Origin of the sequence: uncultured Nocardioides sp. (assembly GCF_947489365.1) — a bacterium.
Taxonomy (GTDB): Bacteria; Actinomycetota; Actinomycetes; order Propionibacteriales; family Nocardioidaceae; genus Nocardioides.
The window spans coordinates 97,745-120,590 of sequence record NZ_CANLDB010000004.1 but is presented as its reverse complement, the minus strand read 5'-3'; the positions used below and the strand labels follow the sequence as shown (position 1 = coordinate 120,590).

Genomic DNA, 22,846 nt, shown 5'->3' with positions numbered 1-22,846 from the left:
CGTCTGCTCCTCCCCGGGGGTCCGGGGCCAACCCTGGCAGACCCGGGCCCGGCGCTCGGTGGCACGTCAGACCGGTCAGTGGTAACTTACGCGTTCGTGACCACTGACGGATCCAGCGCCTGGGACCTCCTCGGCGACGCGAGCCGGCGGGACATCGTCGAGCGTCTCGCCGCAGGGGAGCGGACCGTCGGCGACCTGGCCGCCGCGATGCCGATCACGCGACCCGCGGTCAGCCAGCACCTCCGCGTGCTGAAGGACGCGGGGATCGTGCGCGACCGGCCGGTGGGCCGCACCAACGTGTACAGCCTGGACGTGCAGCGGCTCGCGTCGTACCGGCGGCAGCTCGACGCGTTCTGGGCGAACGCCCTGGACAGCATGAGGACCGACGAGGAGGACGGATGAGCATCGAGCAGGACGGCGCCGTGCGGCACGAGGTCGTGGTGGAGGTCGGGGTCGACCGGGCCTTCGCGGTCTTCTCCCGCCTCGACGCGGTCAAGCCCCGGGAGCACAACCTGCTGGACGTGCCGATCGCCGAGACGGTCCTCGAGCCGTACGCCGGCGGCGACGTCTACGACCGCGGCGTCGACGGCAGCACCTGCCGCTGGGCGCGGGTGCTCGTCCACGACCCGCCACGGCGACTGGTCCTCGCCTGGCTCATCGGGACCGACTGGCGGGTCGTCGACGACCCCGCCGCGGCCAGCGAGGTGGAGGTCACCTTCACGCCGGAGGGCGCCGGGACCCGGGTGACGCTGGTGCACCGCCACCTCGAGCGCCACGGCACGGACTGGCCCGGGCTGCGCCAGGGTCTGGACGCCGACGGCGGGTGGCCGCTCTGGCTGCGGCGCCTGGCGTCGGCGGTCGGGGGACGGGACTGATGGCGGCACCGGCGCTCCTGCCGCTGGCCGAGCAGGAGCGGGCCGACCTCCTGGCCCTCCTGGAGGGCCTCACCGAGGAGCAGTGGGCAGCGCCGTCGCTGTGCGCCGGGTGGAGCGTCCGCGACGTCGCGGTCCACGTCGTCTCCTACGACCCGCTGACGACACGAAAGCTGGGCGGCGCCTTCGTGCGGGGCGGGTTCCGGGTCGAGAGCGTCAACGACCTCGTCCTCCGCGCGTACGACGCCCTGTCGCCCGCCGCGGTCCTCGACCTGGTGCGCCGGCACCTGCGCCCGCGTGGGCTGACGGCCGGGCTCGGCGGCGGCATCGCGCTGACCGACGGGACCATCCACCACCAGGACGTCCGGCGGGGGCTCGGCCTGCCGCGGGTGGTGCCCGCCGAGCGTCTCGTCCCCGCCCTCGACTTCGCCCGCCGTGCGCCGACCCTGCCCGGTCGGTCCCTGACCCGGGGGCTGCGGCTCGTCGCCGACGACGTCGACTTCTCGGTCGGTCGTGGCCCGGAGGTAAGCGGGCCGGGGGAGGCCCTGCTGATGGTCGTCGCCGGACGCCCTGCGGCGCTCGGCGAGCTGTCGGGGCCGGGCGTGGTCGAGCTGCGCCGCAGGCTCCGGGCAGGCTGATCAGCGGCCGCCGACGACCCTCCGCCCGGCTGTCGGCCCGGCGGTGGGGGCCCTCACGTCGGTGACGGCGACGTCGACGGCGGCGACCTCGAGGCCGGTCATCCCCGTCACCGTCGCGGCGACGGCGCTGCGGACACCGGCGGCGAGCGCGAGCAGGTCGGCGCCGTAGGTGCCCGCGACGTCCAGGCGGACCCGCAGACGCGGCGGGCCCGAGGAGGTGGTGTCCTCCGTCAGGACCTCCGGGGCGCCGAGGACCTCGGCGACCTGCGCGTGCGACCGAGCGGCCAGGGCACACATCGCGACGACGGCCCGCACGGTCAGGACGCTGTCGCCGGGTGAGGGGACGACGTCGTCGCCGGTGGCGGAGCCTGCTCCGCGCGCCTGTGCCGCCACTGCCTGGCCACCTCCGGGGTCGGGACGCCGACCCGGTGCCGGGGCGACGTGGCTACAGCGTAAGGCAGGGGGCACTTACGGCGTAAGGCAGTCGCTGCGGGCGGGTCCCCGGAGGCCTCACCGGAGGTCCATCGGGGTCCGGACGCGACGACGGGCCGACCGCAGGAGCGGTCGGCCCGTCGTGCTCGAGCTGGGTGCCTCGGGAGAGGTCAGTTCTTGAAGGCGTCCTTGACGTTCTCGCCGGCCTTCTTGGCGTCGGCCTTCGTCTGGTCGGACTTGCCCTCCGCCTTGAGCTTGTCGTCGCCCTTGGCGTCGCCGACGGCCTCCTTGGCCTTGCCCTTGAGGTCCTCAGCAGCGTTCTGGATCTTGTCGCCGATGCCCATGTGGATCAACTCCCTCTCTGGTGTGCCGGACGGTGCGTCCGTCCGACGCGGTGTGGTGGTGCGATGCATACCGACGGTACCCGGGAAGACCTCACGGGAGGCCGGAACGGGAAGGTCGGCGCCGACGGGCCAGGAGGCCCGACGGACGTCGGTGGCGGGGCCTACTGGACCCCGACGGTGGTGGTCGAGCCGCGTCGGCCGCGACCCCGGGGACCATCGATGAGCACCCGGCAGGTCGCGTCCCCGTCGGGCAGGGCGGCGGCCACGTCGGCGGCGCAGGTGCGCGCCGCGGCAGCGACGCTGGGACCGTCCGCGCGGGGGTCGAGGCGTGCCGTGATCTCGACGACCTGGTGCGACCCGAGACTGCGGGTACGGCCCCGGACCGAGTCCGCACCGGCCAGCTGGCCGAAGCGGTCCGCCGTGGCCGAGGCCAGCGACGACAGGTCCAGGTCGAGACGGCCCGTGTTGTCCGAGCCGGTCAGGCGGACGGTCGACTCGTGGGGACGCCGGGCGTGGGAGGCGAGCCACCACAGGGCCAGCAGACCCAGCACGACGGCGACGACGGCGAAGACCCAGGGGAACCAGGTCGCCTCGACGGCGGTGGTGACCGGCCCGGTCGACAGCTGCTCGGGGTAGGAGAACACCCACCCGTAGCGCCAGTCGAAGGCGAAGAAGGCGAGGGCTCCGAGCGCGAGGGCGACGAGCAGCGTCACCACCCGGTCCAGGGCGTTCAGCTTGCGGCTCATGCGGTCTGCTCCTCTGCACGGCGGGTGCGGATCTTGACGGTGGGCGAGGCCAGGCCGGCGAGCTGGCTGTCGACGGCGGCGCGCACGGCGCTCTCGACGTCGCCGGCGTTGGGCTCCGCGGCCACGGTCACCGACACCGAGCGACGGGTGGCGCGGGCCTCGGCGGACCGGACACCGGCGGTGCGGTCCGCGGCCTCACGGGCCAGGGTGGCCACGGCCGCGGGGGTGACCCAGAGGTCGGTGGCGTCGTCGCCGCCCTTGCCGTGGGTACGACGAGCCGGCTTCAGCACGACGTACAGCAGCAGAAGGGCGAGGACGCCGGCGACGGCGCCGACGACCAGGACGGTCGTGGTGGCCGTGAGCCCGTCGAGTCCGGAGACCAGCGGCGGGGTCCAGGGCGAGCCGGACGTCCACCCCTGGTCGACGGCGAGGTCGCGCACGGCCACGACGGCCAGCGCGATCAGCGCGATCGCGAACAGGGAGGCGACCAGACCGGCCGCCGGGGTACGGGTGGGGGGAGTGGACGGAGCCTTCGGGCTGCTCACTGGACCCTCCTCGTCTCGGTGGTGGTGGCGTCGTCGTCGGAGACGACGTGGACGGTGACGTCCACGCGTCGGATGTCGATGCCGGACAGGTCCTGGGTGCGCCGCAGGACCAGGTCGCGCGTCTGCTGGGCGATCCGGGCGACCGGCGCGGGCCAGCGGACCGCGACGTCGAGGTCGATCGAGGCCTGGGCGCCGTCCATGCGGGCCGAGGCGCGCGGGTAATCGCGGCCGAGGGTGCGGCGCACGGCGTTCCCGGAGCGCACCGTGCCGGACACCTCGGTGGCGGCGTGTTGCGCCAGGTGGGACAGCGCCTTCGTCTTGAGCTCCAGCGAGCCTCGTTCCTCGGGGGCCCGGTCCTTGCCCTGTGCGGCGTGGCCGGCAGCGGGTGCGGGGGCCTTCTCGAGCGTCGGCTCCTGGGTGGAGACCTCAGCCACGGCGACCACGGACCATCGCGGTCACGTCGATCTCGCCGTCCAGCTGGCCACCGATGACGTAGCCGACGGCGCCGAGGACGAGCGCGAGCAGGAAGCCTCCGAAGCCGCCGATGGTGACGGCGATGGCGAGCAGGAGGCCGGCGATGAGGCCGAGGGTCGAGGTGGTCATGAGGTGTGTCTCCAGACAGGTCTCAGGGTGGGTGTCGCAGAAGGTGGGTGGTGGCTGATCAGTGGTTCGTCGCGGCGGATGGGCCGCGGAGGCTGGGGGCCCGGGACGGACCCGGGCCGGTGCCGGTGGCGACGAGGGGAAACGCCGCCACCGGCAGGGCTCAGGCCGACGCCGGGCCGACGACGTCCTCGACGTGCACGTCGACACGTCCGCCGAAGCGGGCCTCGGCGGTGCGTCGTACGGCATCGACGACCTCGTGGACGTTCGCGCCCCACTCCACGCTCACGTGGACGTCGGTGCGCTCGTCGTCGAGGCGGACGCCGGTGACGCGTCGTCCCGGCAGGTAGGTCGCGACCTCACCGAAGAGGCCGCCGTGCAGGCCCGCCACACCGGGGAGGGCCAACACCTCCTCCGCCAGGCTCTCGGCCGGGTCGGAGGGGGTGGGCTCGCCCGCGGTCGCGGGCGAGGTGTCACTGGACACGGGCGGGAGCCTCGTCCTTGACGTCGTCGTCGTCGGAGCCGTCGTCCAGGTGGACGTCGTTGACGGTGATGTTGACCTCGACCACGTCGAGCCCGGTCATGCGCTCCACGGCGTTGATCACGTTGCGGCGCACGCCCGCGGACAGGTCCGCGATGGAGACGCCGTACTCGGCGACCAGCTGCACGTCGACGGCGGCCTCGCGCTCGCCGACCTCGACGGAGATGCCCTGCGAGTGGTTGGTGCTGGAGCCGGGGATGCGCTCACGGAGGGCGCCGACCGCGCGGGCCGTGCCGCCACCGAGGTTGTAGACACCAGCGACCTCGCGGGTCGCGATGCCGGCGATCTTGGAGACCACGGTGTCCGCGATGGTGGTGCGGCCGTGCTCGGTGACCAGCGGGCCCTCCTTGGCGGTGGTGGCCGGCGTGGTGGTCTTCTCGGTGCTGCTCTGGCTCACGATGATCTCCTTCACTGTGATGACGACCGGCGTTCGGTCGGACAACAGTTGGTCGCACCGAGTCGGTGAAACGTCACGGACTTTCTCGTGTGATCGCGGGCACAGCGGTCCGTCTGTGACAGCGGGCACAAAATATTGACGCTCGTTGTTGCGTGGCCATGGCGGTTGGCTCTGAGACTCCCGACGACGACTCGTGGGGGTTGCAGGACGCGACGGACGACGCACTGGTACGACGGGCCAAGCTCCGGGACGAGGCCGCGTTCCGGGTCATCGTGGACCGGCACGGCCCCGGCATGTACCGCTACGCGGTGCGGCTGATGCGGGGCAGCACCCACGACGGCGCCGAGGTCACCCAGGAGGCGCTGATCTCGGCGTGGAAGAGCCTGCCGACCTTCGAGGGCCGCTCGAGCCTGCGGACCTGGCTGTTCCGGATGGTGCACCGCCGGGCCGCCGACCTGCAGCGACACCGGCGTCCGGTGCCCATCGACGACCAGCTGCTGTCCCGCGTCGTCCGGCCCGCGAACGACAACCCGCTGCAGGACGTGCTCGACGGCGAGCTGCTCGAGGCGTTGCAGGCGGCGCTGGACGAACTACCGTGGCTGCAGCGGTCCTGCTGGCTCCTCAAGGAGGTCGAGGGGCTGTCGTACGCCGAGATCGGAGAGGCGCTGGCCATCCCCGTGGGCAGCGTGCGCGGACACCTGCATCGGGGACGACGAGTACTGGCGGAGAGGATGGCCCGATGGCGGTGACTGGACAGGGAACCGAGCCGGTCGTGGATCCCTTGGAACGCGCCGTGGCCGCGGCGCAGCAGACCGAGCCCGCGGGCTGGTCGGTGCTCGCCGACGACGTGATGCGACGTGCCCGGGCACTGCGGCGCCACGAGCAGCCGGTGCTGGCCGACCTGCGACCGGACGGCTCCCGGACCGTGGTGTCCACGCGGGTGCTGACGGACCTGCTGCGGGTCGGGCTCACCGAAGAGGCGTCGTACACCCCGGACGACCTGACCTTCGTGGTGGAGGGGGAGCGCCTGGTCTCGGTCGGTGTGTCCCTCGTGGCGGCCTTCGGCGTGGACCTGGTCCGGACGGCCGACGAGGTCCGGGCCCGGGTCCTGCGCGAGCTCGACGAGCTCGTGCCGCTGAGCAAGGCGTCCGGCCAGCAGGTGGCGGTCGACGTGACCGTCGTCGACGTCGTCGACGGGGACCCCCGCCGGGTCTGAGCGGCTCCCGGTCTACGTCACGGCGCGGAACTCACGCCGCGCCGCGCGCCCACCCCGGTAGTCCGTGACGTTCTGCACCCCTCGGGGGTGCCGGGCGGGTGCGATCCGTCACGGACTACCCACCCGGCCCGGTCGCGGTCACGATCCTGAGCCGAGGCCTGCAGTCGCGTGCTCAGCCGCGGCCGAAGACGGTGTCCCGCTGGTCCGGCACGACGGTGCCGTCGGGGCGGCGTACGGGCACCTCGTCGCCGTCGCCGTCGAGGGCGCCCGTCGTCGAGCAGGGGTAGCGGCCCTCCTTGCGGGGCAGCGGGTCGATGAACATCGGCTGCACGAGCCAGCGGCCGTCCGGGTCGTCGTAGGCGCGGCACATGACCTCGTCGTCGTTGCGGTTCAGCGTGATCCGGACGCCGGTGGCGTCGGAGAGCATCGAGACGTCGGTGGTGGCGTCGCCGCCGGTGATCACCGGGCGCAGCCGGTACGGCGCAGGGCGCAGACCGCGGGGGCCGTCGATGCCGGCGATCCGCTTGTTGATGAAGCACCGCTTGCCGTCGACGTACGTCATGACCGAGTCGGCGCCGTCGGGGACGCCGCCGCACCCCTCGAGGTGGCCGTTCAGCCGGCCGTCGGTCGTGAGCTGGGAGACGCCGATGGTGTGGTCGGGGTCGATGCCGACGGCGGGGCCCCACACGTCGGCGAACTCCTTCGGGGACGCCGAGACGATCCAGGGCTCGATGCCGGCGCGGTGCAGGGTGCGGACCAGGTCGCGCATCGTGGGGTAGTAGCGGATCCACGCGGTCTGGCGGGACGACCCGACGCGCTGGGTGGCGCCCTTCGGGGCCTCCAGCGCCGCGGTGCGGGCCTTGGCCGCGATCCGGCGGACCTGCTCGGGCGTGTAGCCCTGCAGCACCTGCCCGACCCAGGCGTACATCGCCTGCATCCGGCGGTGGTGGTAGCCCGCGAAGACCTTCTCGCCGTCGGTGGTCGTCTCCTCCTTGCGGACCGACACGATCTCGTCGGCGCAGCGCACCGAGCGGGGCGCCGACGACCGCGTCGGGAGCGGCTCACCGGGTGCGGCGAGGTCGCCGCACGCCCAGCGGAGGGCGCGGGCGCCGTCGTCGGTCATGTACTGGCTGGTGGTGCGCCAGTTCCCGCCCCGCGGCTGCAGGAGCTTGTCGTGGCGCAGCATCCAGAACAGGGTCTGGTCAGAGATGTCGTTCTTGATCATCGTGTTGTCCCAGTCGAACACCGCGTACGGCGTCGCCTCCGGGGCCTCGCCGTCCGCCCAGCCGCAGCGGCCGCGGCGGTCGATGACCCGCTGGATCCGCTCGGCGTTGTCGCCGTACCAGCGGTCCTTCAGCTGCAGCTGCGGACAGTCGGGGTCGGGGGCCGCCGCGGTGGAGGTCCCGGCCGAGGACGCGACCGGGGGAGCGGACGCCGCTGCCGGCGCGAGGGCGCCCAGGGCGAGCGCGGCCGTGGCGAGGAGGGTGGGGACGAGGGTGTGGCGGCGGATCGGCATGGCGTGCTCCCGAGTCGGTGGTCCTCGACCGTCGCACGGGAACCTGTGACTGCGGTCACGTCGCGGCGGCGCGTCGGGACCGTTCCCTGACCCGCCGCCGGCGGCGGGTGGCCGGCAGCGTCAGGACCAGGGCGACGCCCACACCGATCGCGCCCCCGAGGCTGTTGGCGACGAGGTCGCGGTCGTCGGGGAACCGACCCGGGATGCCGAACTGGGCCGACTCGATGCCCACGGTCAGCGCCACGCACGCCAGCAGCGCGACCCACCAGCCGCTGGCGCCGAAGAGCACCAGCAGGAAGACCCCGATCGGCACGAAGAGCCCGATGTTCGCGAGGAACTCCACGTCGGGCAACGTCAACGACTCGACGTACCCGCGACGCTGGATCGCCGCGAGCACCCGCTCGACCAGCTCGACCTGGTCGGGGCTGATCGGCTGGGGCGTCAGCGTCAACCACGCCACGAACAGCAGGTAGGCGCCGATCACCAGTGCGAGGAAGGGGTGGCGGTGCAGCACCCGCGCCAGTCTGGCGCACTGGGCAGCGGAGGTTCAGGAGGCTCAGCCGGGCGGCGTGCGCCGATGCGCCGGCTCGACTCGCCCCAGGGCCAGGAGTGGTGGTCGCGGGCCGACATCCGTACCTGTTCCGTCCAGATCACCTACGGCGGCTCCACGCCGGCGGTCCGGGGCCGTCTCTCGGCCGGGGCGCTGCGTCTCCACGTCGACCAGCCGCCCTCTTCGATCCGACGCGGGGACGCGACGGCTCAGGCCCGGGAGGTCGCCGAGCAGGTGGTCGCGCTGCTCCGGCGTCGCACCGGTCTCGGGCCGCACCCGCTGTTCACCTCGGAGGACTAGACCGGGCGTCGTGACGACGGCACCCCTCCTCGCCGGCCGGTCCCTGCGCGACCGCGCCGCGCTCGCCCTCGGTCTCCCGCTGCCGGCGGCGCTCGGCATCCGCCTGCTGGACGACGCGGACCCGTCGCGCGGGGTCGTCATGGAGCCCGGGGACCTCGCCGGCAACGGGGCCGGGGGCACGCACGCGGCCGCACTCTCGGTCCTCCTCGAGGTCGCCGGGTACCTCGCGCTCGCCCCGGCGCTGACGACCGCCGAGCACGCGGTCACCCACGCCGCCGCGACCACGTTCGTGGGCGTCGCTCGCGAGGGCCAGCAGGTGCGAGCCTCCGGCGTGCTCGACCGCCGTACGGCGCGCCTCGCCTTCGTCGCGGTCACCGCCCACGCGGGCACGGAGGTCGTCGCCCGGTCGAGCCTGGTCAAGTCCGTCGTGCCGTTCGTGCGCTGAGGTCCGTCGGCTCTCCGCCGGCCTCCCCGTGCGAGCAACCGCACGTCAGACCAGCGTCGTGCGGGTCGCGCGGGAGCGGGCGGGGCGGGTCACCTGTTGACCTGGAGGGCGTCCTGGGGCAGGGTCGGAATGTATACAACCGCCAGCCGGCACCCCTGACTCGGACGAGGTGACCAGATGGACCTGCGGAACCGGCGCGCGCGAGGACCGGCCCCGAGCCTCCTGGCCGCCGCCCTCGCCGCGACGCTGCTCGTCGCCGGGTGCTCCCCGGTGCAGCCCCGCCAGGCCGTGGAGGACCGTCCCGACGTTACCGACGTGCTCGCCGACGGCGCGGAGCTCCAGCAGGGCGGCGAGCTGGCGATGGGCCTGTCCGCCGAGCCCGACGTCCTCGACCCGACGACGTCCAGCTCGCTCTACACCCGCTACGTCATGAACACGATCTGCGAGAAGCTCTACGACATCGACGCGGACAACGAGATCGTCCCGCAGCTGGCCGCCGACCTGCCCACCGTGCGTCGTGGTGGCAGGGAGGTCGAGATCCCGTTGCGTGACGGCATCCGGTTCGCCGACGGCGAGGACTTCGACGCCGCCGCCGTCCAGCAGACCCTCGAGCGGCACCTGACCAAGGACGACTCCGCCCGCAGCGGCGAGATGGGCCCGGTCACGGACATCAGCACCCCCGACGACCGCACGGTCGTCCTGTCGTACGACGAGCCGTTCGCGCCCATCACCGCCTCGCTGGCCGACCGCGCCGGGATGATCATGTCGCCCGCCGCGCTCGACGAGCTCGGCGACGACTTCGGCCAGTCCCCGGTGTGCGTCGGGCCCTTCACGTTCGTCGAACGGGTGCCGCAGACGTCCATCACGGTCGAGAAGGACCCGCTCTACTACGACGCGGACGAGGTGATGCTCGACGAGATCACCTACCGGATCATCACCGACGCCAATATCCGCGCGGCCAACCTCCGCGCCGGCGAGGTCCAGGTCATCGACACCGTCTCGCCGCAGGACATCTCCTACCTGCGCCGCGACGACAGCCTTGGCACGCTGCAGGTCGGCTCGCTCGGCTACCAGGGCGTCACCTTCAACCTCGGCAACACCGACGGGGTCGGCCAGCCGCCGGGGGAGATCGACACGCCGCTCGCGCAGGACCCCCGGCTGCGGCAGGCGTTCGAGCTCAGCATCGACCGCGAGGCGCTGGTGAACTCGGTGTTCAACAACGAGGCGACCCCGGCCTGCTCGGCGATCTCGCCGGACACGCCGTACGCGACCGACGCCAGCAACGCCTGTCCCGAGCACGACCCCGAGGAGTCGCTGCGGCTGCTGGAGGAGGCCGGCGTCGAGACCCCCGTCGAGATCGAGATGACGGTGAGCAACACCCCCGACACGCTGCGGCTGGCGCAGGCGCTGCAGGCGATGGTCCGCGAGGGCGGCTTCGACATCGAGATCGCGCCCGTCGAGTACTCCACGCTGCTCGACCAGCAGGACCGCGGCGACTTCGAGGCCCTCCAGCTCGGCTGGTCGGGGCGCATCGACCCCCACGGCAACCTGTTCGGCTTCGTCGTCTCCGAGCAGCCCGACAACGTCGCCGGCTACTCCGACCCGCAGGTCGACGAGCTGATGACCCGCGCCGCGCAGGAGGAGGGCACCGCCCGTCGGGCCCGCACGTACGGCGAGGCGATCGACGTGCTCCGCGAGGACCTGCCGATCGTCTACCTCTACCGGGTCACCAGCCTCACGGCGTACTCGCGGGAGGTCACCAACATCTCGACGTACGCCGACGGCGTGGTGCGGCTCGGCCGGGCGGCGTACCTCGCCGACCCCGACGACGTGGCCGACGCCGCGGGCGAGGGGGAATGATGGGTCGCTACCTCGGGATCCGGGCCCTGCAGTCCGTCGTCACCCTGGTGCTGTCGTCGATCGTGGTCTTCCTCGGCGTGCGAGCGCTGCCCGGCGACCCGGCCCGCGCGCTCGCCGGCGAGGAGGCGACGCCCGAGACGCTCGCGGCGATCCGCGCCGACCTCGGGCTCGACGACCCGCTGCCCCAGCAGTACCTCGCGTTCCTCGGCCAGCTGGTACGCGGTGACCTGGGGACGTCGGTGCGGACCGGACAGCCGGTGACCGAGCTGCTGGCCGCGACCCTGCCCGTCACGCTGTGGCTGTCGCTGGGTGCGCTGCTCGTCGCGATCGTCGTCGGCATCGGCGCCGGGGTGGCGGCGGCCGTGTACCGCGGACGCTGGCCGGAGTGGCTGGCCAACGGCTTCACCCTCGTCGCCCTGTCGGTCCCGAGCTTCTGGCTCGGCATCCTCGCGATCCTCTACCTGGCGGTCGGCCTCGGCTGGTTCCCCGCCTCGGGGTTCGTGCCACTGCGCGAGGACCCGCTGCGCTGGGCCTACCACCTCGTCCTGCCGTCCGTCGTCCTCGGCACGGCGCTGGCCGCGGTCGTGATGCGCCAGACGCGCGCCTCGATGATCACGGCGCTGTCGACCGACTACGTCCGCACCGCCCGCGCGAAGGGCATGCCGCGCGGCAAGGTCCTCACCCGGTTCGCGCTGCGCAACTCGCTGATCGTCGTCGTCACGATCGTGGGCCTCCAGCTCGGAGGGCTCATCTCGGGCGCCGTGGTCACCGAACGGATCTTCGGCCTGCCCGGCTTCGGGAAGCTGACCCTCGACTCCGTCTTCACCCGCGACTACCCGGTCATCCAGGCCGTCGTCGTCGTCGTGACCGCGGCGTACGTCGTGATCAACCTCGCCGTCGACGTCCTCTACTCGGTCATCAACCCACGGATCCGCGTCGGAGGGAGCCAGGCATGACGTCCACCCCGGTCGACCCGCCCGTCGGCGGACCGCCCCCGCCCCCGGAGACGCCGAAGGACGGCGCGTCCGGCCTCGGCTCGCGCCGCGGACGCGTCGTGCGCGAGCTGGTGCGCAACCCGCTCGGCCTCGTCGGCGGCGGGCTGCTGCTGCTCGTCGTGCTGGTGGCGCTGCTCGCGCCGCTCATCACGGGCTACTCCCCGACGCAGGTCGACTTCGACCTGCCCTTCCAGAAGCCCCTGACCGTCGGCTACCCGCTCGGCACCGACGACCTCGGGCGCGACGTGTGGAGCCGCATCGCGTACGGCGCCCGCGCGTCGCTCGTCGTCGGGCTCATCGCCGTCGGGCTCGCCGTCGCGGTCGGCACCCCGCTGGGCCTCGCGGCCGGGTGGTGGGGCTGGCTGGACGCCCTGGTCTCGCGGCTGACCGACCTGATGCTGGCCTTCCCGTTCCTCGTGCTCGCCGTCGGCCTGGCGGCCATCAACGGCGCGAGCCTCACCGGGGCCGCGGTGGCGCTCGGCATCTCGCAGGTCCCGACGATGGTGCGGGTCGTGCGCGCGGAGACGATCCGCGTCAAGGAGCTGGAGTTCGTCACCGCCGCGAGGAGCCTCGACGCGTCGGCACCGCGGATCCTGGTGCAGCACGTGCTGCCCAACACGGCGTCGACGATCATCGTGCAGGCGACCGTGATCATGCCCGTGGCCGTCATCGGGGAGGCGATCCTGTCGTTCCTCGGACTGGGCATCCAGCCGCCCACGCCGAGCCTCGGGATCATGCTGTCCGACGCCCAGCAGTACATCTTCCGGGCGCCGTCCGCCGCGATCTTCCCGGGCGTCGCCATCGCGGTGATCTGCCTGGGGTTCAACCTCTTCGGCGACGCCCTGCGCGACGCGCTGGACCCGACGTCCCGCCGCTGACCCGCCGACGACCCCGCCCGTGACCGGAAAGGCCACCGTGACCACCTTCCCCGACCCGCCCACCGAGCTGACCCGGCCCGACCTCGTCGGCCGGTTCGGCATGTGCGCCTCGACGCACTGGCTGGCCAGCACCACCGCGCAGTCCGTGCTCGAGCGCGGCGGCAACGCCTTCGACGCGGCGGTCGCCGGGGCGTTCGTGCTGCACGTCGCCGAGCCGCACCTCAACGGTCCCGGCGGCGACGTGACGGCGCTGTTCGCCCGGGCCGACGACCCGGCGCCGCAGGTCCTGGTCGGCCAGGGACCCGCGCCCGCGGCCGCCACGATCGAGCACTACCGCGGCGAGGGCCTCGACCTCGTCCCCGGCGCCGGGGCGCTCGCGGCCGCCGTCCCCGGCGCGGTCGACGCCTGGCTCACCCTGCTGCGCGACCACGGAACCTGGGAGCTCGCCGACGTCCTCGAGCCCGCCATCGGCTACGCCGAGGCCGGCGTCCCGATCGGCCCCCGCGTGGCCTCGACCATCGCCGGGGTCCTCGACCTCTTCACCGACCACTGGCCCACCTCGGCGGAGCTGTGGCTGCCCGGCGGGGAGAGCCCGGCCGTCGGCGCCGTCCTGCCGATGCCCGTGTGGGCGCGCACCCTGCGCCGGCTGCTCGACGCGGGCGCGGGGGAGACCCGCGAGGCGCGGATCGACGCCGTCCTGGGGGAGTGGCGCTCCGGCTTCGTCGCCCAGGAGGTCGAGGGGTTCCTGCGCACGGAGCACCGCCACTCCTCGGGCACCGACCACGCCGGCGTCCTCACCGCCGCGGACATGGCGTCGTGGCAGGCGACGTACGAGCCGGCGACGACGCTGGACTTCCACGGCGTCACCGTGGCCAAGACCGGTCCGTGGGGCCAGGGCCCGGTGCTGCTGCAGACCCTGGCGATCCTCGAGGGCTTCGCGCCCGAGGAGGTCGACCCGTCGACCGAGGCCGGTGCCCACCGGGTGCTGGAGGCCCTCAAGCTCGCGCTCGCCGACCGCGACGCCTGGTACGGCGACCCGGACCCCGCCGGCGACGAGCCGCCGGTGCCGCTCGAGGTGCTGCTGTCGTCGGCGTACGCCGAGGAGCGCCGCGCGCTGATCGGCGAGCGGGCCTCGCACGAGATCCGACCGGGCACGGTCGAGGGCCGCGAGCCCTACCTCCCGGCGCTGGTGGCCACCGGTGGTCCCGGTGCGGCCGGTGCGGCCGCCGGGGCGGGGGAGCCGACGGTCACCGTCGCTGGCTCGACCCGCGGCGACACCTGCCACCTCGACGTCGTCGACCGCTGGGGCAACCTCGTGTCCGCCACGCCCTCGGGCGGGTGGCTGCAGTCCTCGCCGACCATCCCCGAGCTGGGGTTCTGCCTCGGCACACGGCTCCAGATGACCTGGCTCGACCCTGCGTCGCCGTCCGCGCTGCGGCCCGGGCGCCGCCCGCGGACGACGCTGACCCCGACCCTGCTGCTGCGCGACGGCGTCGGTGTCTCCGCGCTGGGCACCCCCGGCGGCGACCAGCAGGACCAGTGGCAGCTGTCGTACCTGCTGCGCACGATCGTCGGCGGGTGGACCCCGCAGCAGGCGATCGACGCCCCCACGCTGCACACCACGTCCATGGCCGGGTCGTTCTGGCCGCGGGAGTGGACCCCCGGTGGCGCGGTCGTCGAGGACCGGCTCGGCGACGAGGTCATCGCCGGGCTCGAGGCCCGCGGCCACGTCGTGACCCGCGCCGGCGACTGGGCCCTCGGCCGGCTCTCCGCCGTCACCCGCGACCCCGGCACGGGGCTGCTCGGGGCCGCCGCCAACCCGAGGGGAGCGCAGGGCTATGCCGTCGGACGCTGAGGTGGGGACGACGGGGGCAGGGCCCCTGCTCGAGGTCACCGGCCTCGAGGTCTCGTACGGCGACGTGCCGGTGCTGCACGGCGTCGACCTCACCGTCGGCACCGGCGAGCGCGTCGCGGTGGTGGGGGAGTCCGGCTCGGGCAAGTCGACGACCGCGGCCGCCGTCCTGGCGCTGCTTCCCGGCCGCGGACGCGTCACCGCCGGCAGCATCCGGTTCGCGGGCGAGGACGTCACCCACGCCCCCGAGTCCCGCCTGCGACGACTGCGCGGCCGCGAGGTCGGCCTGGTGCCGCAGGACCCGATGTCGAACCTCAACCCCGCCACCCGGGTGGGCGCCCAGGTCGCGGAGACGCTGGTCGCGCACGGGCTGGCGAAGGGCCGCGCCGCGAGGGATCGGGCGATCGAGCTGCTGGTGGAGGCGGGCATCGAGCAGCCCGAGCGCCGCTACCGGCAGTTCCCGCACGAGTTCTCCGGCGGCATGCGCCAGCGGGTGCTGATCGCGATGGCGCTGGCCTGCGAGCCCGCGCTGCTGATCGCCGACGAGCCGACCTCGGCGCTCGACGTCACCGTCCAGCGCCGGATCCTCGACCACCTCGAGACGCTGCGCGCCTCCCGCGGGGCGTCGCTGCTCATGGTCACCCACGACCTCGGGCTGGCGGCCGACCGCGCGGACCGGATCGTCGTCATGTCGAAGGGTCACGTCGTCGAGACGGGCCCCGCGGAGGCGATCCTCCGCGACCCGCAGCACGAGTACACCCGCCGGCTCGTCGCCGCCGCGCCGTCCGTCAACGCCTCGAAGGTCGTCGCGGCCGGCGGGGTGTCGGTGACGGAGCGGTCCGCCGGCCCGGACGCGTCGGCCCGGCCGTTGCTCGAGGTGGACGACCTCGTGCGGACCTACCGGGTGCGCGGCCGCCGCGAGCCGCTGGTGGCCGTCGACCACGTCTCCTTCTCCCTGCAGGCCGGCACGACGACGGCGGTGGTGGGGGAGTCGGGGTCCGGCAAGACGACCGTCGCGCGGATGGTGCTGGGGCTCGAGGAACCCACCTCGGGGGAGGTCCGCCTGGACGGCGAGGTCGTCCGGACGGCCCGCGGGGCCGCACGGCGCGCCGTACGCCGGGCGATGCAGCCGGTCTTCCAGGACCCGTACGCCTCGCTCGACCCGACCTTCACCGTCGAGCGCATCGTCGACGAGCCGCTCCGCGTGTTCGGGGTGGGCGACAAGAGGTCGCGGCGCGCGCGGGTCACCGACCTGCTGGAGCAGGTGGCGCTGCCGGCGTCGGTGGGCCAGCGGTTCCCCGGTGAGCTGTCCGGCGGTCAGCGGCAGCGGGTCGCGATCGCCCGCGCCCTCGCGCTGGACCCCCGGCTGATGGTCTGCGACGAGGCAGTCTCGGCGCTCGACGTCCTCGTCCAGGACCAGGTCATGACGCTGCTCGAGGACCTGCAGCGCGACCTGGGGATCTCGTTCCTCTTCATCACCCACGACCTCGCGGTGGTGCGCCAGCTCGCCCGGGACGTGGTGGTGATGCGGAACGGCCGCGTCGTGGAGCACGGCACCGTGGACGCCGTGTTCGCCTCGCCCGCCGAGGACTACACCCGCGACCTGCTGGACGCGATCCCCGGCGCCGGGTTCTTCTCGTGAGCCGACGCCACCGAGTCGGCTGAGCGGGCCGGGGGAGAGGTGAGCAAGCTCGCCGACACGGTCGTCGCGCGGCTGCGCGCCGGGATCGTGGACGGCTCCTACCCGCCGGACACCCGCCTCACCGAGGCGGGGCTGTGCCGGGACTTCGGGGTCTCGCGCGTCCCGGTGCGGGAGGCGCTGCGCCACCTCGAGGCCGAAGGCTTCGTGGTGTCCCGCCCGTACGCCGGGGTGCGCGTCGTCCGCTTCGGGCCGGACGAGGCCGCCGACCTGTTCGCCGTCCGGACGACGCTGGAGGAGACCACGGCCCGGCGTGCGGCGACCCGGGTGCGGGACGGCGACCTGCCGGGCAGGACGGAGCACCTGCGCGACCTCGTCGCCATGGGCAGCGCTGCCCTGCGCGACAGCCCGGACGAGGTGGCCGCGCTCAACACCTCCTTCCACGCCACGGTCGCGGACCTCAGCGGCAGCACCGTGCTGGTCTCGCTGTTCCGCCAGGTCGCGGCGAAGATCGAGTGGCTCTACGCGATGGACGTCGGCGTGCGCGGACCGCACTCGTGGTCCGAGCACGCCGCCATCGCGGACGCCGTCGCGGCCGGCGACCCGGACCTCGCCGCCCGCCTGATGGGCGAGCACGTGCAGGCCTCGCTCGACGGCTACCTGCTGCGTCACGCGCCGTCCTGAGGCCCGCTTCGGGCCTGCTCGGGGCACGTGGAGGAGCGCCGACGTCCTCCGCCGGCACCCCCGGGTGCAGCCCGAGGGCCGCTGATCGAGGTCCCTCGTCGGACCGTCGTCCTGCGCTAGCGTCTCCGCCCATGAATCCCGACGACGTCGCCCGTCTCCACGACCAGTACGTCATCAGGACCGCGGGCCCCATCGCGAAGTCCGAGGGCAAGGTGATGCTGCGGGAGATCGAGCGACACCGGCCCCGGTCGTTCATCGAGGTCGGCACGTCGTCGGGGCTCTCGACCGGGCTGATCGCCCACATGCTGCACGACAACGGGGGAGAGCACCTGGTCAGCGTCGACCTCAACGACCGCTACTACCGCGACGACTCGAAGGCGACCGGCTTCCTGGCCGAGCAGATCTACACGGGCGACCGGGTGCGGATCGACCTGCGGTCACCCGCGACGAGCGAGCAGGTGCCGTCGTGGGACGAGACGTTCGAGATGGGGTTCGTCGACGGGAGCCACCAGCACCCGTGGCCGTTGCTCGACACGCTGTTCCTGCGGACCCGGATGTCCGGACCGATGTTCCTGTTCCACCACGACCTGATCCTCTACAAGACCCAGCCGACCGCACCCGGCGTCGGCCCGAAGTACCTCTTCGACCAGTTCCCCGAGAGCCACCGCACCCGCTACCAGGCGCGTCGCGGCAACCTCTTTTCGCTGGACCTGACGCTCGGGACGGACCGACTGGAGGACGCGGCCGTCGAGGCGTTCTGGATGCCGTGGACGACGCTGCGCCGCATGGGCGACGAGCAGCACGACCTGCTGCGTGGCCTGCTGAGCGAGCACTACAGCCCGCGGGTGGTCGAGGCGTTCGACAAGTCCCGCGCGCTGTACGCCCGCCCGCCGCAGCGTCCGAAGCCGTCGCCGTCCGCATCGACGTCCGCATCGCCGTCCGCGTCGACGTCCGCGGCGACGTCCGCGGGACGGTCGCCGCGGAGCGCCGTCGTACGACGGGCCCGCGCGGTGGCGTCGAGGGCCAGGGGAGAGGTACGCCGGCTGGTCCGGCGCCGCTGAGGGGCCAGGGGAGTCGGGCTGCTCAGCCCGGCGCCGCCGCCACGCAGACGACGCCGCGGTTGCCGTCCTGGTCGGCGACGACGGTGAGGCCGGGCGCCTGGCTGTCGTCGACGACCACCGCGCCGGCGGCGACCGCCGCGGCGAGGCGCCGCTCGGCCTCCCGGGCGCTCACGTAGACCTCGACGTGGATCCGCTGGCGCGAGCCACTGGTGTCGTCGGCCTCGTCGAACCACAGGTTCGGCGTACGACCGGTGGCGTCGCGGACCTCGTCGCCCGGCGTCCCTCGGCCCTGGGCCTCGGGCTCCCCGGCGAGGAGCATCGCCCAGACCGGCGCGACCGTGGAGGGTCGTGCCGTGTCCAGGCCGAGCTCGACCACGGCGACGGACTCGGTGTCCGCCGCGAGGTGGTGGTCGGCCGCGATGTCGCTGATCCGGCGGGCTGTGTCGACGTCGAGCTGCGTCACCCATTGGACGATGTGCTCGGTGCCGTCGTCGTCGCGGTAGATCGCGTCGTCGGTCACCAGCTTGAGGTCGACGTGGGCGACGCCCATCGTCACCTGGGGGTAGCGGCCCAGGACGTCACCGGCCTCACCGACCGCCGCCACGAAGCGGGCGCCCGCGGCGAAGTCGTCGGTGAGGAATCGCGCGTGCAGGCCCTGCGCGAGCTTGACCCAGTGCGTGAGCCCGGCCTTGGCGATCTGTTCACGACTCAGCATGTCCATGCCCGGCGACGCTAGCCACTCCCGAGCGTGCTGTCTGTACGTCGGCGGTCCGGGCGGGAGGAGACACGTCAGGACCCACGTGTAGCACCAAGTGCTACACTGTCGTCGTGACCGAGTCGATCAGCCAGCGCGAGCTGCGCAACGACAACGGCCGCATCATGCGTGCGCTGGACGAAGGACGGAGCTTCGTGATCAGCCGCAACGGTCAACCGATCGGCGAGCTGCGACCGCTGCGTCGCGACCGACTGGTGGATGCCGGCCTGGTCACCGCAGTCTTCGAACGGGCGCCGCGGCTCGACGCCGGTCGGCTGCGGGAGGACGTCGACGCCTTCCTCGACCAGGGGCATGAGCCTCGTGCCTGAACGCGTGTCGGCGGGCCTGCTCGACACGTCGGTCGTCATCGATCTGCCCGACGTCGATCCCGAGCTCCTGCCGGCGTCCGTGGGCATCTGCGTCGTGACCCTGGCCGAGCTCGTCGCCGGTCCGGCCGCGACGACCGACCCGCTCGAGCGTGCTCGCCGTCAGGACCGTCTGCAACGCGTCGAGGCCACCTTCGACCCGATGCCGTTCGACGCCGAGGCCGCCCGTGCCTACGGACTGGTCTACGCCGCCGTCGTGGCTGCGGGCCGTACGCCGCGGCGCCGACTCGCGGACCTGCAGATCGCCGCGATCGCCCTGGCAAACGGCTTGCCGCTGGTCACGAGGAACGCCGACGACTTCGTCGGCCTCGAGGGTGTCCTGACCATCATCGCGGTCTGATACCTTATCGCCGATAAGTGACATTATGTCACTACGATTTCTCTCGCGGCCCGCCTTGAACGGCTGACAACCAGGCCACCGGCTAGTACGACACCCCTACCGTGAGGAGCCCGCGTTCGCCTCGGTGTCCGTAGGGCAGGAAGACTGACACGCTCGCCGGGTTCGTTGGCCGCCATCCGTACGACAGCGAGCTGTCGGGGCCGAGACCCATCTCACCAGCAAGGTCTCGAACGCTCTGACCGTCCGCCGGTCGGATCTTGATCGCTCCCCAGCACCCGCCGTTGCCGCATTCCTCACCGACCGAGACGACTTCGGCGCCCGCCGGGATGTCGGGGTCACGCCAGGTGGGTGGCACGGAGGACTCCCTGCCGATCGTGGCCAAGAGGGCGGCGCACAGGACGTACCAGACCAGGTAGAGGGTGACGAGACCCACCCACGACCGGCTCCGGCTCACAGTCGGCTGTGTCTCCCCCACGGTGACAGCGTATGGACGAATCTCTGCCCCAGGTGTCGTGGCGCGTGATTGGTGAACCAGACGGATCAGAGCTGTCTCGTCATGACCAGGTTGGTCCCGTACATCGCTTCCTCGCGGGCCGTCTCGGTGAATCCCACCTTCGTCAGCACGCGGCGAGATGCGGTGTTCCACTCCCAGACGGAGGCCCACAGCTGCTCGTGCCCGGATGACCTCGCCCAGTCCAGCACCGCCCACGACGCCTCGGTGGCGTAGCCCTGTCCCCAGGACCGACGCAGGAGCTCGAAGGCCAGCTCCGGTCCGCCCACACCCTGCGCACCCTGACCAGCGGCGACCAGGCCGCAGTAACCGATCGTGTCGCCGACACCCTTCCGTTCCATGGCCAGCAGGCCGACCGACGACGGCTCCTCCGCGCGGATCGCCTGCTCGAGCTCGTCGATCGTGGGGTGTCCGTCCGCGTCGATGCGGCGGTGAGGCGGTACGCGGGGATCGCGTTCGATCCACATCTCCCGCTGGACGGAGGCCTCGTCCACCCGCCACGGCCTCAGCAGCAGGCGCTTCGTCTCGAGGGCGACCTGTCCGCCACCTGACATAACGAGCATCCTTCCACGACAGGTCGCCCGCTCGCGTGGGCACGACCTCAGAGGGCGAATGCCATCGGGTCGGTCGTCGGGAGCTCAGCCGGGAGTTGGGTCAGGACCATGGGCCGGCGTCGAGCTTGTCGAGCATCCGGCCCAGATGAGGGTCGAGGGCGATCGGGTCGGCTCGACGGAGCTCGTCGAGCGCCCACCACCGGATCTCGGCGTACTCGCGCGGGTCGAGCGTGAGCCCGTCGAGGTGGCTGCTCTCGTGGACGTACCAGAGGCTCACGTCGCGATGGGGATCGTCGCCCACCGTCTCGGTGACCGTGAGGAAGAACGGTGCCGTCGACGTGGCCGCCGGACGGCAGCCAGAGACCGGACGTGACATGGTCCCCCAGCAGCACCAGCCGGTGTGCGGTGTCGACCACCAGGAAGGAGGACACGAGGTGCTGTCGGGGCTCGACCGGTGACGAGACCACTCGGTACAGGTCGGCACCGGACTGCACCCACCGGCGCGCCCCCCCAGGTGTGCGTCCTCGGTGTCGTCGTGGGCCGCCATCGAGCCCAGGAGGCGGGTGACCCGTCCTCGTGCCGTCGTCCCCGTTGGGCCGCTCCCCCACGCCGGGTCGATGTCACTGGTCCAGGCTGCCACGGGAGCTCGCCGGATGTCCTCGTCGTCGTCCTTGACCTCGAGTGCACCTGAGGTCGTCGGATGGGGTCCGTCCGATGAGTTCGAGCCCGGCCGTCGGTCGGCCCGTCCATCGACCCCACCCGGAAGGAAGGCGTCATGACCGTCGACACCCCCAGTACGACGCAGCGCCGGCTCCCCCGCGCGCTCACGCCGTTCCGCCATGCCGGCTACCGACGACTGGCCGTGGCGCTCGTGCTGAGCAGCTTCGCGTCCGGTGTGTGGATCGTCGGGCTCGTCTGGGAGGTCATCCGACTCGGCGGCGGGCCCGCCCAGCTGTCGCTCGTGACCACGGCCAGCGCGGTCGGCGTGCTGCTGCCGGCGCTTGTCGGCGGCGTCGTCGCGGACCGGGTGCCGCAGAAGACGATCCTCCTCGCCGTCGCCTCGGTGGAGCTGGCGGGGATGGTCACGGTCGCGAGCCTGTCCGCGCTGGACGTCGGGAGCGTGGTGGCGCTCATGGGAGTCTCCTTCGTCACGGGCATGGGCATGGCCTTCTACTACCCGGCCTACTCAGCCTGGCTGCCCGCGCTGGTGCCCGCCGAGGACCTGATGGCCGTGAACGGCTTCGAGGGGATGGTCCGGCCGACCATCGGCCAGGCGCTGGGCCCGGCGGTCGCCGGCGCGGTGGTTGCGGCCGCCGCTCCGGCCGCTGCGATCGGCGTGGCCGCACTCGCCGCGCTCGGAGGACTGCTGGCCCTGACCCTGGTCCCCCGCACGCCCGTGCGTCGCCAGGCGTCGTCCTCGTCCGGCGACGGTCGCGGACCGCTCGCGACGGCCGTCGCCGACGTTCGTGAGGGCTTCGCCTACATGCGGCGTACGCCGTGGCTCCTGGCCACGTTGCTCCTCGCGTCGGTGATGGTGCTGATGATGATGGGCCCGCTCGAGGTGCTCGTGCCGTTCCTGCTCAAGGATGGTCTCGGCGGCGGACCGGGCGCCCACGCCATGGTGCTCGGCTCGTTCGGCATCGGCGGTGCCGTCGGCTCGCTCGTCATGGGGTCGCTGCCCATGCCGCGGCGCTACCTCACCGTGATGAACGTGACGTGGGGCCTGGCTGCCCTCCCCCTCGGCGCCATGGTGTTCGCGACCGCGGTGTGGCAGGTCGTCGTCGCCGGGTTCCTGCTCGGTGCGCTCTTCTCGGCCCCGACGGTCATCTGGGGCACGCTGCTCCAACGTCGCGTCCCGTCCCACCTGCTCGGACGCGTGGCCTCGCTCGACTTCTTCGTCAGCCTCAGCCTGATGCCCGTCTCGATGGCGCTGGCCGGCCCGATCTCGGAGCTCGTCGGGCTGCGCGCCACCTTCGTCGCTGCGGGCACCGTCCCGGTCCTCGCCGCGGTCGTGGCCGTCGTCTGGGCGAGGCTGCCCGCCGACGAGCTCGCGCATCCGCTGCGCGACGGCGCGGAGGACCCGGAGGACCCGGAGGACACCGAGTCCGTGGACGACGCGCCGTGCGCGGCCTGACCGGCCGGTCGGGGACCGTAACCGATTCGTGATCTTCGGGGCCTGTGGATGACGCC

The 22,846-nt window shown here is 73.1% G+C and carries 31 protein-coding genes; 17 read left to right on the top strand and 14 right to left on the bottom strand.

Annotated elements, in window-relative coordinates; all coding sequences use genetic code 11:
• Window positions 1–96: 96 nt before the first annotated feature.
• Genes Q0858_RS12685 through Q0858_RS12675 form a run of 3 tightly spaced genes read left to right on the top strand, consistent with a single transcriptional unit; the run spans window position 97 to window position 1,510 of the window.
• The gene (locus tag Q0858_RS12685; protein ID WP_299054895.1) at window positions 97–402 is read left to right on the top strand and encodes a metalloregulator ArsR/SmtB family transcription factor; all 306 of its coding nucleotides are present in this window, start codon (window positions 97–99) and stop codon (window positions 400–402) included.
• Window positions 399–875: an SRPBCC family protein gene (locus Q0858_RS12680; protein WP_299054892.1), complete on the top strand. Its 477-nt coding sequence runs from the start codon at window positions 399–401 to the stop codon at window positions 873–875. Before Q0858_RS12685 ends, Q0858_RS12680 begins: the two co-directional genes overlap by 4 nt.
• Window positions 875–1,510, top strand: a complete 636-nt coding sequence (locus tag Q0858_RS12675; RefSeq protein ID WP_299054889.1) for a maleylpyruvate isomerase family mycothiol-dependent enzyme — start codon at window positions 875–877, stop codon at window positions 1,508–1,510. The genes Q0858_RS12680 and Q0858_RS12675 overlap by 1 nt, the downstream gene beginning before the upstream one ends.
• Here the strand turns inward: Q0858_RS12675 and Q0858_RS12670 are convergent, their stop codons facing one another.
• The 8 genes from Q0858_RS12670 to Q0858_RS12635 form a co-directional block, all read right to left on the bottom strand.
• Window positions 1,511–1,903: an Asp23/Gls24 family envelope stress response protein gene (locus Q0858_RS12670; RefSeq protein WP_299054886.1), complete on the bottom strand. Its 393-nt coding sequence runs from the start codon at window positions 1,901–1,903 to the stop codon at window positions 1,511–1,513. It abuts the gene before it with no gap.
• Between the two features lie 209 nt (window positions 1,904–2,112).
• Window positions 2,113–2,286, bottom strand: coding sequence for a CsbD family protein (locus Q0858_RS12665; protein WP_299054884.1), 174 nt, complete (start codon window positions 2,284–2,286; stop codon window positions 2,113–2,115).
• A gap of 161 nt (window positions 2,287–2,447) precedes the next feature.
• The gene (locus Q0858_RS12660; RefSeq protein WP_299054880.1) at window positions 2,448–3,032 is read right to left on the bottom strand and encodes a hypothetical protein; all 585 of its coding nucleotides are present in this window, start codon (window positions 3,030–3,032) and stop codon (window positions 2,448–2,450) included.
• Window positions 3,029–3,577 carry a DUF6286 domain-containing protein gene (locus tag Q0858_RS12655; RefSeq protein WP_299054877.1) on the bottom strand — a complete coding sequence of 183 codons (549 nt, stop codon included), beginning with the start codon at window positions 3,575–3,577 and terminating at the stop codon, window positions 3,029–3,031. Before Q0858_RS12655 ends, Q0858_RS12660 begins: the two co-directional genes overlap by 4 nt.
• The gene (locus tag Q0858_RS12650) at window positions 3,574–4,011 is read right to left on the bottom strand and encodes an Asp23/Gls24 family envelope stress response protein (RefSeq protein ID WP_299054874.1); all 438 of its coding nucleotides are present in this window, start codon (window positions 4,009–4,011) and stop codon (window positions 3,574–3,576) included. Before Q0858_RS12650 ends, Q0858_RS12655 begins: the two co-directional genes overlap by 4 nt.
• A complete protein-coding gene (locus Q0858_RS12645) occupies window positions 4,004–4,180 on the bottom strand; it encodes a DUF2273 domain-containing protein (protein WP_240236189.1) in 177 nt (58 codons plus the stop codon). The genes Q0858_RS12650 and Q0858_RS12645 overlap by 8 nt, the downstream gene beginning before the upstream one ends.
• A gap of 160 nt (window positions 4,181–4,340) precedes the next feature.
• Window positions 4,341–4,661: a hypothetical protein gene (locus Q0858_RS12640; RefSeq protein ID WP_299054867.1), complete on the bottom strand. Its 321-nt coding sequence runs from the start codon at window positions 4,659–4,661 to the stop codon at window positions 4,341–4,343.
• Entirely contained in the window at window positions 4,651–5,115 is a 465-nt protein-coding gene (locus tag Q0858_RS12635; RefSeq protein ID WP_299054865.1) for an Asp23/Gls24 family envelope stress response protein, read from the bottom strand. The genes Q0858_RS12640 and Q0858_RS12635 overlap by 11 nt, the downstream gene beginning before the upstream one ends.
• A 200-nt stretch (window positions 5,116–5,315) precedes the next feature.
• Between Q0858_RS12635 and Q0858_RS12630 the strand changes: the two genes are divergently transcribed.
• Both Q0858_RS12630 and Q0858_RS12625 read left to right on the top strand, forming a co-directional pair.
• Window positions 5,316–5,864, top strand: a complete 549-nt coding sequence (locus Q0858_RS12630; protein ID WP_299054863.1) for an RNA polymerase sigma factor — start codon at window positions 5,316–5,318, stop codon at window positions 5,862–5,864.
• Complete coding sequence (locus Q0858_RS12625; protein ID WP_299054861.1) at window positions 5,855–6,331, top strand: hypothetical protein; 477 nt, start codon at window positions 5,855–5,857, stop codon at window positions 6,329–6,331. The genes Q0858_RS12630 and Q0858_RS12625 overlap by 10 nt, the downstream gene beginning before the upstream one ends.
• Before the next feature lie 172 nt (window positions 6,332–6,503).
• On the opposite strand, the gene Q0858_RS12620 is transcribed toward Q0858_RS12625, so the two are convergent.
• The gene (locus Q0858_RS12620; protein ID WP_299054859.1) at window positions 6,504–7,847 is read right to left on the bottom strand and encodes a haloacid dehalogenase-like hydrolase; all 1,344 of its coding nucleotides are present in this window, start codon (window positions 7,845–7,847) and stop codon (window positions 6,504–6,506) included.
• Between the two features lie 55 nt (window positions 7,848–7,902).
• Complete coding sequence (locus tag Q0858_RS12615; RefSeq protein WP_299054857.1) at window positions 7,903–8,361, bottom strand: VanZ family protein; 459 nt, start codon at window positions 8,359–8,361, stop codon at window positions 7,903–7,905.
• Between the two features lie 63 nt (window positions 8,362–8,424).
• Here Q0858_RS12615 and Q0858_RS12610 point away from each other — a divergent pair, with 63 nt between their 5' ends.
• The 9 genes from Q0858_RS12610 to Q0858_RS12570 all read left to right on the top strand — a co-directional run bounded on the left by Q0858_RS12610 (window position 8,425) and on the right by Q0858_RS12570 (window position 18,111).
• The gene (locus Q0858_RS12610; RefSeq protein ID WP_299054854.1) at window positions 8,425–8,697 is read left to right on the top strand and encodes a hypothetical protein; all 273 of its coding nucleotides are present in this window, start codon (window positions 8,425–8,427) and stop codon (window positions 8,695–8,697) included.
• Window positions 8,698–8,707: 10 nt separating this feature from the next.
• A complete protein-coding gene (locus tag Q0858_RS12605) occupies window positions 8,708–9,142 on the top strand; it encodes a hypothetical protein (RefSeq protein WP_299054851.1) in 435 nt (144 codons plus the stop codon).
• A gap of 177 nt (window positions 9,143–9,319) precedes the next feature.
• Window positions 9,320–11,002 (top strand): ABC transporter substrate-binding protein, encoded by a 1,683-nt coding sequence (locus Q0858_RS12600; protein WP_299054849.1) that lies wholly within the window; start codon window positions 9,320–9,322, stop codon window positions 11,000–11,002.
• Entirely contained in the window at window positions 11,002–11,958 is a 957-nt protein-coding gene (locus Q0858_RS12595) for an ABC transporter permease (protein ID WP_299054847.1), read from the top strand. Before Q0858_RS12600 ends, Q0858_RS12595 begins: the two co-directional genes overlap by 1 nt.
• Window positions 11,955–12,875, top strand: coding sequence for an ABC transporter permease (locus tag Q0858_RS12590; RefSeq protein WP_299054844.1), 921 nt, complete (start codon window positions 11,955–11,957; stop codon window positions 12,873–12,875). The genes Q0858_RS12595 and Q0858_RS12590 overlap by 4 nt, the downstream gene beginning before the upstream one ends.
• Before the next feature lie 19 nt (window positions 12,876–12,894).
• Entirely contained in the window at window positions 12,895–14,730 is a 1,836-nt protein-coding gene (locus tag Q0858_RS12585; protein ID WP_366916014.1) for a gamma-glutamyltransferase, read from the top strand.
• Window positions 14,714–16,369 carry an ABC transporter ATP-binding protein gene (locus Q0858_RS12580; RefSeq protein WP_299054842.1) on the top strand — a complete coding sequence of 552 codons (1,656 nt, stop codon included), beginning with the start codon at window positions 14,714–14,716 and terminating at the stop codon, window positions 16,367–16,369. Before Q0858_RS12585 ends, Q0858_RS12580 begins: the two co-directional genes overlap by 17 nt.
• 39 nt (window positions 16,370–16,408) lie before the next feature.
• Window positions 16,409–17,050: a GntR family transcriptional regulator gene (locus tag Q0858_RS12575; protein ID WP_299054839.1), complete on the top strand. Its 642-nt coding sequence runs from the start codon at window positions 16,409–16,411 to the stop codon at window positions 17,048–17,050.
• 131 nt (window positions 17,051–17,181) lie between these two features.
• Window positions 17,182–18,111, top strand: a complete 930-nt coding sequence (locus tag Q0858_RS12570; RefSeq protein WP_299054837.1) for a class I SAM-dependent methyltransferase — start codon at window positions 17,182–17,184, stop codon at window positions 18,109–18,111.
• Window positions 18,112–18,133: 22 nt separating this feature from the next.
• On the opposite strand, the gene Q0858_RS12565 is transcribed toward Q0858_RS12570, so the two are convergent.
• Window positions 18,134–18,832: a VOC family protein gene (locus Q0858_RS12565; RefSeq protein WP_299054832.1), complete on the bottom strand. Its 699-nt coding sequence runs from the start codon at window positions 18,830–18,832 to the stop codon at window positions 18,134–18,136.
• A gap of 107 nt (window positions 18,833–18,939) precedes the next feature.
• Between Q0858_RS12565 and Q0858_RS12560 the strand changes: the two genes are divergently transcribed.
• Both Q0858_RS12560 and Q0858_RS12555 read left to right on the top strand, forming a co-directional pair.
• Window positions 18,940–19,194: a prevent-host-death protein gene (locus Q0858_RS12560; protein ID WP_299054830.1), complete on the top strand. Its 255-nt coding sequence runs from the start codon at window positions 18,940–18,942 to the stop codon at window positions 19,192–19,194.
• Window positions 19,178–19,591 carry a type II toxin-antitoxin system VapC family toxin gene (locus Q0858_RS12555; protein ID WP_299054827.1) on the top strand — a complete coding sequence of 138 codons (414 nt, stop codon included), beginning with the start codon at window positions 19,178–19,180 and terminating at the stop codon, window positions 19,589–19,591. Before Q0858_RS12560 ends, Q0858_RS12555 begins: the two co-directional genes overlap by 17 nt.
• Before the next feature lie 82 nt (window positions 19,592–19,673).
• Here Q0858_RS12555 and Q0858_RS12550 read toward each other — a convergent pair whose 3' ends face one another.
• The 3 genes from Q0858_RS12550 to Q0858_RS12540 all read right to left on the bottom strand — a co-directional run bounded on the left by Q0858_RS12550 (window position 19,674) and on the right by Q0858_RS12540 (window position 20,933).
• Window positions 19,674–20,066 carry a hypothetical protein gene (locus Q0858_RS12550; protein ID WP_299054824.1) on the bottom strand — a complete coding sequence of 131 codons (393 nt, stop codon included), beginning with the start codon at window positions 20,064–20,066 and terminating at the stop codon, window positions 19,674–19,676.
• 65 nt (window positions 20,067–20,131) lie between these two features.
• A complete protein-coding gene (locus tag Q0858_RS12545; RefSeq protein ID WP_299054821.1) occupies window positions 20,132–20,656 on the bottom strand; it encodes a GNAT family N-acetyltransferase in 525 nt (174 codons plus the stop codon).
• A 100-nt stretch (window positions 20,657–20,756) separates the two neighbouring features.
• Window positions 20,757–20,933: a hypothetical protein gene (locus Q0858_RS12540; protein WP_299054819.1), complete on the bottom strand. Its 177-nt coding sequence runs from the start codon at window positions 20,931–20,933 to the stop codon at window positions 20,757–20,759.
• Window positions 20,934–21,431: 498 nt separating this feature from the next.
• On the opposite strand from Q0858_RS12540, the gene Q0858_RS12535 reads away from it, so the two are divergent.
• Window positions 21,432–22,790, top strand: a complete 1,359-nt coding sequence (locus tag Q0858_RS12535; RefSeq protein WP_299054816.1) for an MFS transporter — start codon at window positions 21,432–21,434, stop codon at window positions 22,788–22,790.
• The last annotated feature ends 56 nt before the right edge of the window (window positions 22,791–22,846 follow it).

Coding starts and splice junctions, on each gene's coding strand:
- Q0858_RS12565 (WP_299054832.1), bottom strand. CDS start 18,832: ATGGACATGCTGAGTCGTGAACAGATCGCCAAGGCCGGGCTCACGCAC.
- Q0858_RS12595 (WP_299054847.1), top strand. CDS start 11,002: ATGGGTCGCTACCTCGGGATCCGGGCCCTGCAGTCCGTCGTCACCCTG.
- Q0858_RS12660 (WP_299054880.1), bottom strand. CDS start 3,032: ATGAGCCGCAAGCTGAACGCCCTGGACCGGGTGGTGACGCTGCTCGTC.
- Q0858_RS12580 (WP_299054842.1), top strand. CDS start 14,714: ATGCCGTCGGACGCTGAGGTGGGGACGACGGGGGCAGGGCCCCTGCTC.
- Q0858_RS12570 (WP_299054837.1), top strand. CDS start 17,182: ATGAATCCCGACGACGTCGCCCGTCTCCACGACCAGTACGTCATCAGG.
- Q0858_RS12555 (WP_299054827.1), top strand. CDS start 19,178: ATGAGCCTCGTGCCTGAACGCGTGTCGGCGGGCCTGCTCGACACGTCG.
- Q0858_RS12620 (WP_299054859.1), bottom strand. CDS start 7,847: ATGCCGATCCGCCGCCACACCCTCGTCCCCACCCTCCTCGCCACGGCC.
- Q0858_RS12600 (WP_299054849.1), top strand. CDS start 9,320: ATGGACCTGCGGAACCGGCGCGCGCGAGGACCGGCCCCGAGCCTCCTG.
- Q0858_RS12625 (WP_299054861.1), top strand. CDS start 5,855: ATGGCGGTGACTGGACAGGGAACCGAGCCGGTCGTGGATCCCTTGGAA.
- Q0858_RS12675 (WP_299054889.1), top strand. CDS start 875: ATGGCGGCACCGGCGCTCCTGCCGCTGGCCGAGCAGGAGCGGGCCGAC.
- Q0858_RS12535 (WP_299054816.1), top strand. CDS start 21,432: ATGACCGTCGACACCCCCAGTACGACGCAGCGCCGGCTCCCCCGCGCG.
- Q0858_RS12680 (WP_299054892.1), top strand. CDS start 399: ATGAGCATCGAGCAGGACGGCGCCGTGCGGCACGAGGTCGTGGTGGAG.
- Q0858_RS12665 (WP_299054884.1), bottom strand. CDS start 2,286: ATGGGCATCGGCGACAAGATCCAGAACGCTGCTGAGGACCTCAAGGGC.
- Q0858_RS12645 (WP_240236189.1), bottom strand. CDS start 4,180: ATGACCACCTCGACCCTCGGCCTCATCGCCGGCCTCCTGCTCGCCATC.
- Q0858_RS12545 (WP_299054821.1), bottom strand. CDS start 20,656: ATGTCAGGTGGCGGACAGGTCGCCCTCGAGACGAAGCGCCTGCTGCTG.
- Q0858_RS12610 (WP_299054854.1), top strand. CDS start 8,425: ATGCGCCGGCTCGACTCGCCCCAGGGCCAGGAGTGGTGGTCGCGGGCC.
- Q0858_RS12590 (WP_299054844.1), top strand. CDS start 11,955: ATGACGTCCACCCCGGTCGACCCGCCCGTCGGCGGACCGCCCCCGCCC.